Origin of the sequence: Hymenobacter arizonensis, from assembly GCF_900115775.1 — a bacterium.
GTDB lineage: Bacteria > Bacteroidota > Bacteroidia > Cytophagales > Hymenobacteraceae > Hymenobacter > Hymenobacter arizonensis.
In genome coordinates this window covers 1,549,688-1,556,606 of the sequence record NZ_FOXS01000001.1, presented here as the reverse complement: position 1 = coordinate 1,556,606, position 6,919 = coordinate 1,549,688, and the positions used below count along the sequence as shown (strand labels likewise).

Here is a 6,919-nt window from a genome sequence, read left to right as displayed (position 1 = left end):
ATCCAATTCCAATAAATCTTTAACCACGAAGTGATGCCACTCTATGGTCTTATGCGGTATTAATCCGCCTTTCGGCGGGCTATCCCCCAGAACTGGGTAGGTTGGTTACGCGTTACGCACCCGTGCGCCACTATTCTTATTGCTAAGAACCGTTCGACTTGCATGTATTAGGCCTGCCGCTAGCGTTCATCCTGAGCCAAGATCAAACTCTCCATTGTAAAATATTCCTACACCCGTGCGAACACGGGCTGATGTCGAGTGCGAATCCGACTCGTATATAACGAGTTCATCTTCTATGTTACGCTCGGTTGTCAACCTGCTAAAAACAGGTCTTACCAATTTGTCTTTTCCAAACATTCAAAGAACGTGTGCCAACCCCAGTTGGGTCAACAGTGCCAATACTTCCGTAGTTGTATCAGTATGGTATGCGGCTAGCTTCTTCTGTTGTTCATTCTGCCCTGCCGGACCGAGCTAATAACATCTATAAGCAAGCATTTCGTTCACCTCCTTTCTACTTTTTTGCTTCCGTTTGAAGCGCTGTTTTCAATTGGGAGTGCAAAGGTAAGAAGACTTTTTGATTTGACAAGTTTCTCAACTTTTTATTTTTCAAAAGAATTTTTAATTCCGTTTGAAAAATCAACTGCTGTAGCTGAGCTAGGGGTAAACCTTGGTGCCAACTCTTTCGTTCATTCCTTTTCAGATTTTTCTTCCGATTGAAGCTTCTTTCTGATTGGGGGTGCAAAGGTAGAGAGGATTTCTATCCCTGCAAGGGGGCGCGATAAATTTTGTCTTTCGTTTCTGGCTGTTCTGAGTCTAAAGATTTGGCAGGTACTAACTGAAACGGGGAAGAGAGATTGAGCATGTACTTGTAATTAGTTGGTGCTCTTTTGAAAAACTGTTGCCTAGCCATTGTCTAAATGCTAGTAGCCAACGTGAGGAGGTGTGCGTGCGGCATTCAAATAATTTTTTGAAACAAAACTGGCCATCTGAGAAAGTTAGAAGTGTTGGGCTGTTTGTGCAGTTGTTGAGGAGGCTGGATGCATAAGGAAGCAACTTTGCTCCTGGTATCCTAAGGCGTAAGATGTAAGGATTGATTGTGTGCTTATAAAGTGTGGGTATATGAAGTCAGGTCGGGGCTCTTTGTAGCTTGCATTGATGAAACGAAAAAGCAACGGCAACTTTTGGGTGCATGAATTCCTACCTAAGGCAGCTATTGTTCTTGCACTGGCCGCATTACTCACGCTAATGGAGAGGTGTGGGGTGATTAACCGCTGGTAGCATACGGAACGGTCGTCCTACTAGGGAGCCAGTGTTGGGTACACATTTTTAAGGGCAAGGAGCAGACAAGAGTATACAGTGGGTGGGTAGCATTAGTGTTTTTATTGTAACCTCTTCTTTCGGAATTATCAATATTATGCTGAAGAGCATCCTAAGCATAGCCTTGGTACTTCAGGACTGTTGAATGCGGTCCTTTTTGCTATATATAGTAACAGAGCTTGTGCCAGATGACTGGACGGCCTATGATTTACCCAAAGGGCTAGAGGGGGACTCTGACCGACGAGACTGTGACAGGGAAGCCCTGCAATGCAGGCGGGGTTGCCGCATGAGGTAGCATTTGGGAGCAGACGAGGGCGATAAGCAAAGGGTGCGTTGTGCTGGTAGTAGCACTAGCTACGGTTTGAAAGCAGTTTGCGAGGAAGGGAAGCTAATATGGGAAATGACACAGTGGTCAGGTTAGCATTTGGGCAATAATTCTTTGCTCTGTGTCTAAAGCACTGTTATGGTAATTATCTATTTAACAGCAATATACGTTTAATAAGAAGCTAATTTAAACTTTATTTATAAAAAGTGTGAAAAAAATTGTTGTAAAAACAAAAAAGGGTGTATCATTGTAAACATTTACAGATTAACCATAACTTTTGACATGAAAACTGCATTAGACATGGCGCACGAAGCGTACGCCGCACGCAAACAGGCAGAGCGCCAAGCACAAATGCTGCAATTGCGGCAAGAAATGATGGCTTCGCTTTCCCGGCAGGGAGGTTCGGGCCGTGGGCAGAGTGCTTATAATAAGAGAGCGGCTACGGGTATGCAACACACTCATACGGCTTAACTATTGAGTATATAATTATACCCAATAGTTAAGTAGGCGCTATAAGCGGATGGTTGAAGTGTTGAAGAGGCCTTTGACTCTTTATATATGTTGTGTCGGCCGGGCGTGAGCTTAGCATTGGTAAGCTGGCCCAACTGGAGGAAGCTTGAGGGGTATGGACTGGAATGATTAGTCCCGGTAGTTGAGAGCGGGTTTACGGTCTCCTAGCAGTGGCTTGTAAACGTAACTTCCTACATCCTGCTTGAACTCAGTAGTTGCTTTTGCAAGCAATGCTGGGTCCGTAAGTAGGTCGATAACTGTGAGAGCCATGGTTTTGGCCGCGACAAGCATGCCTTTGGTGCCGATTTCCTGCCCACTGCAGGCAACGGCCTGCCAACTATGAGCAGGGGTACCGGGAATCCAAGTGGCAGCAAGCAGCCCTACGGTGGGCACTACATAGCTAACGTCGCCCACGTCGGTGCTACCACCGCCATCGACCGTGGCGAACGTTGCGATAGTGGAAGCGCTTTCAACAGCGGGCGCGGGGAAGCCCAGCGAAGCTTGTAGCTTTTTGCCAAAATCAAGCTCCTGAGGGCTGTAGGCGACGCCGCCTACGCGCTCGAGGTTGCGCTGTACTGCCATGGCGAGGGTCTCGTTGAGGAGGAGGTCGTGGGTGCCGCCGATGATTTCATAATCCATGGTGGTGCCGGTGCCGAGGGCTGCGCCTTCGGCTGCTTTCACAACGCGCGCAAATACTTCCTTAACATTGTCGCGATTGGGGTGGCGGATGTAGTAGTAGACTTCGGCGAAGTCGGGAACTACATTGGGCGCTTTGCCGCCGTTGGTGATGACGTAATGAATGCGGGTTTCCTGCGGAATGTGCTCCCTCATCATGTTCACCATGTGGTTGAGGGCCTCTACGCCGTCTAGGGCACTGCGGCCGCGCTCAGGAGAAGCAGCTGCGTGGGAGGCTACGCCGTGAAAACGAAATTTGGCGGAACTGTTGGCCAGGTAGTTATTCATCATGGCGCGGTTCTCGTTGCCGGGGTGCCAGTGCACCACGGCGTCGACGTCGCGGAAGAGGCCGGCGCGTACCATGTACACTTTGCCACTGCCGCCTTCCTCGGCTGGCGTGCCGTATACCTTAATAGTGCCTTTGAGCTTCCCTTGTTTGATGAGCTTTTGAAGTTCGATGCCGGCGGCCACGCTGGCTGCACCGAAGAGGTTGTGGCCGCAGCCGTGGCCGGCATCAAGGCCCGGGACGGACTTCTTTTCGGCTCCGGCTTGCTGAGACAGGCCGGGTAGGGCATCATACTCGGCCAAGATTCCAATTACGGGTTTGCCGCTGCCGTAGGTGGCGACGAAGGCGGTGGGAATGTCGGCTACGCCGGCCTGAACGGAGAAGCCGTTGTCGCGCAAGGATTTTTGGAGAAGGGCCGAGCTTTTGGTTTCCTTGTAGCCGACTTCGGCAAAGCCCCAGATGCGGAGAGCTATTTGGCGATAGTCGGCGTAGCGGGCCTGAAGGTCTTGCACGGCCTGGCTTTTCAGGGCCTCGACATCGGCAGCGGGAGGCAGGGCTGGCTGGGATGCCAGCAGTCCGGCGCTTAAGAGGCAGAGCAGGGAGTACTTTTTCATGTTGGAAACCAGGGTATGAAACGGGGGGAATTTGCCAGAGCCGGGTACGGCCGAAATTAGCATTGGTAGCGGCACAATCTTTCAGGACTGCAAACACTCCTATTATATAACTAGGAATTAGGAATGGAGGAGTCTGACGCCGGTGTACATACAAAGAGGTAAGATAGCCGGCAGCGCTGTGCTGTGGTAAGGCAATACATTGAAAAAGCCCTGCTTTATTCACCGCCTTGGGAACGGTGAATAAAGCAGGGCTTTTCTTATAACGACAGGTGGCTTGCGCCTGCCAATCTCCGATTATCGGCCGAACACCAGCTTCTGGGTTAAAACATTATTATCGGTGACGAGCCGTAGCACATATAGGCCATGGCTCAGGCCTTGGGCTTCGAGGGTAAAGCGCTGGGTGGTGCCCGCTTCGCTTTGACCGGTGTAGAGCTGCCGGACGAGCTTGCCCTGCAAATCGTAGATGGCTAAGCTGGCTTTGCCCGTGCTGGCTAGGTTGAACTGAACCGTGGCCTGGTGGGTGAAGGGGTTGGGGTAAGCCAGAAGCTCGGTGGCTTGGCTGCCCAGGCCTTTGGAGGAAGCTATTTGCTCGGTGAGAATGGGCTGGGTTGGAACGAAGGGGATGAGTACGTCGCCGGGTATGGGCTCTTGGCGAGTGCCATCGGGCTGGCGCCAGGCCACGGCTAGGTAGCCCGGGCCCCAGCCTTGTTTGTGCAGGGCTTCGATGTAGTAACGCGTGCCGGCCTGCAGCTGGATGGTGGCCGACTGCTGGCTGGGGTAGCGGGCGAAGTCGCGGTTGGAGGCGGTCCAAGTGTTGCACGTGGCAATGCGTACCTTCTTGGCCGGGTCGGCGTCGGTGCTCAGGTAGAGTTCGGCTTCGTCGTCGCCTACTATCCAGAAGGTGTGAGGACCGGACCGGGGCGGGCAGAGGTAGCCACGGACCCGTGCTGCGTAATTGGCTTCGTTAAGCGCGGGAGCTTCAAACTGGGTGATAGCGGCGCTGCTGCTCGGAGTAGTTGAGGTGGGAATGGTACCAATTGCTGTGCCGGATACATTGCGCCAATGTTCACGCAGCAGGCTGCCCGTGCCTTCGCAAGCAACTGTGGTGGGCGGGGTAGTGGGCGCAACGACAAAAGGAGAGAGCTGACTGCCTGGGATAGGCTCTTGGCGGGTACCGTTGGGCAATTGCCAAGCCACGGCCAAGTAGCCCGGGCCCCAGCCTTGTTTGTGCAGGGCTTCGATGTAGTAGCGCTGTCCGGTTACCAGCTGAATGGGAGCTGACTGCTGGCTGGCCATACGGGTAAAGTCGCGGTTGTTGGCCGTCCAGCCGGCGCAGGAGGCGATGCGGACTTTCTTGGTAGGGTCGGCATCGGTGCTCAGGTAGAGCTCGGCGGCGTCGTCGCCCACTATCGAGAAGGTGTATGCACCCGTGGCGGGGGCGCAGATGTAGCCCCGCACCCGGGCCGCGTAGTTGTAGGCCGTTTGGCTAGAAGCTTCAAACTGAGTGATGGCGGCGGAGCTGGTGGCGGGCAGGCTGAGCGGAATGCTGGCGATGGTGGTGCCAGACACGTTATCCCATTGCTCGCGCAGGAGCGTGCCAGTAGCTGAGCAGGCTACTTGGGGCGGAGCGGCCGTGCCGATGAAGAAAGATGGCGTGGTGGTGAGCTCGATGCCTTGGCCCGGCTGCGAGGTTTTGGTGCCGTTGAGGGAGTAATCCCACTCGTAGCGCTCCACGGTGCCCACATTGGTAGCAGCTGGGAAGCTATAGGTGGCATTGGCCTCTTCAACGTTGTCGATTAGGGCCTTGGCCCACAATACATATATGTACTGGCCGTCTTTGCGAAAAGCAGCTCCGTCGATGTTGCTGGGGAGGGCAAGGGCGGTGGTGCGGGCGGCATCGTAGTAGTAGCCGTAGAGGAGTTTGGAAGTGGTGGAGAAGGCGCGGCCTAGCTGGAGGATTTTGGTGGAGCCGGGCCCGTCGCGCTTAAGGTTTTCGTAGAGGCCCATCAGGCCAATTTCTTCGCCGCCTGACACAGAAGTGCCCGGGGCAGGCGCGTTTACGGTTTCGCCAATTTGGTACAGGTAGAATTGCTTGATATCATGCTTCTGGGTGAGCACCAAGGCCTTGATGCCAAAGTTGCGCTGCCGCTCGTCAGAGCTAGTGCGGTCGCCGGAAGTGCGGCGGCTGACGTTGGATTCGCTCAGCGTCAGCAGTTTCTTGGGGTGGGTGGTGCCGTTGTAGCCATACTTGTCGAGCACGGCCACCATTTCGTCTTTGTATTGAATGACTCTGTTGGCCGAATAGTCAGAAGTGCGGGTGTAGCGGAAACCGCCCAAGTCGTTGTCCCATTTGTGTAGCGCATAGTTGGGATAGGCGTGGTAGCTGAGCACGTCGAAGTAAGCGCCGCCCTTGCGGGAATATTCGGGGGTGACAGCGCCTTCGTTGGGGTTGTCGGTGTAGCGCATCAGGGCATCCACGTACTCTGGGTAACCCACGCTGGTCGATACGTAGGCCTCGGGGTGGTACTTCTTAACCACCTCGTAGGTGATGCGCAGCATGCGGATGTAGTGGTAGAACGGGGCCCGGGTGTTCAACTGCTCGTCGGGGGTAGGGGCACGGGTAAGCCAAGCGGCGGCGCTAGCGCCGTTGGCAAAGTCGGGCTCGTTGAGTACCTCCCAGAAACGAACCTTGTCGCCGTAGTTGAGCAGCAATTTGTAAACGTAGATGGCGTAGTAATTGGTCGGATTGACGGTGCCATCGCTGTTCCAGATAGGAGCGTATAGATTGGCAAACAATTTTGAAGAGACGGCCTTGTCAGAATAAGTATTCCAGTCGCGGTGCGAATCGGAAGGTCCTTCGATGAAGCAGGTCAGTTCCTTCATGCCCAGTTTATTAACGTAGTTGTCAAACTCGTTGACGCGAATTTTGTAGCCGAACGCTTCAACAAACCACTCGGGCAGGGTAGGGCGCACCGAGTGGCCGCCCGTTGCCTGCAGCAAACCAGCGAGGGCTTCATCAGTCCAAGTGGTACCATAGTAGCCGAGGTTAGCGCCGTACTGGTAGTTTTCGGTGTATGGCCGCACGTATTCGTCGGCGGTTTGGGCCAGGGCCGAAGGCCCGGCAAGACACAGCCAACAAAGGGCAATGAAGGTTAGCTTTTGGAAGAGGTGTTTCATGCGCTAATAATGATG

General features: G+C 53.8%; 3 protein-coding genes and 1 rRNA gene. 1 reads left to right on the top strand and 3 read right to left on the bottom strand.

Annotation, left to right across the window (positions count from 1 at the left end; all coding sequences use genetic code 11):
- Window positions 1-218: ribosomal RNA gene (locus BMZ66_RS06445) — 16S ribosomal RNA — on the bottom strand; the annotation flags it as partial.
- 301 nt (window positions 219-519) lie between these two features.
- On the opposite strand from BMZ66_RS06445, the gene BMZ66_RS25070 reads away from it, so the two are divergent.
- The gene (locus BMZ66_RS25070; protein ID WP_143080078.1) at window positions 520-717 is read left to right on the top strand and encodes a hypothetical protein; all 198 of its coding nucleotides are present in this window, start codon (window positions 520-522) and stop codon (window positions 715-717) included.
- Window positions 718-2,281: 1,564 nt separating this feature from the next.
- On the opposite strand, the gene BMZ66_RS06435 is transcribed toward BMZ66_RS25070, so the two are convergent.
- Both BMZ66_RS06435 and BMZ66_RS06430 read right to left on the bottom strand, forming a co-directional pair.
- Window positions 2,282-3,727: an amidohydrolase gene (locus tag BMZ66_RS06435; protein WP_092670317.1), complete on the bottom strand. Its 1,446-nt coding sequence runs from the start codon at window positions 3,725-3,727 to the stop codon at window positions 2,282-2,284.
- Window positions 3,728-4,021: 294 nt separating this feature from the next.
- Window positions 4,022-6,904: a PA14 domain-containing protein gene (locus BMZ66_RS06430; protein WP_092670129.1), complete on the bottom strand. Its 2,883-nt coding sequence runs from the start codon at window positions 6,902-6,904 to the stop codon at window positions 4,022-4,024.
- Window positions 6,905-6,919 lie beyond the last annotated feature (15 nt).

Coding starts and splice junctions, on each gene's coding strand:
- BMZ66_RS06435 (WP_092670317.1), bottom strand. CDS start 3,727: ATGAAAAAGTACTCCCTGCTCTGCCTCTTAAGCGCCGGACTGCTGGCA.
- BMZ66_RS06430 (WP_092670129.1), bottom strand. CDS start 6,904: ATGAAACACCTCTTCCAAAAGCTAACCTTCATTGCCCTTTGTTGGCTG.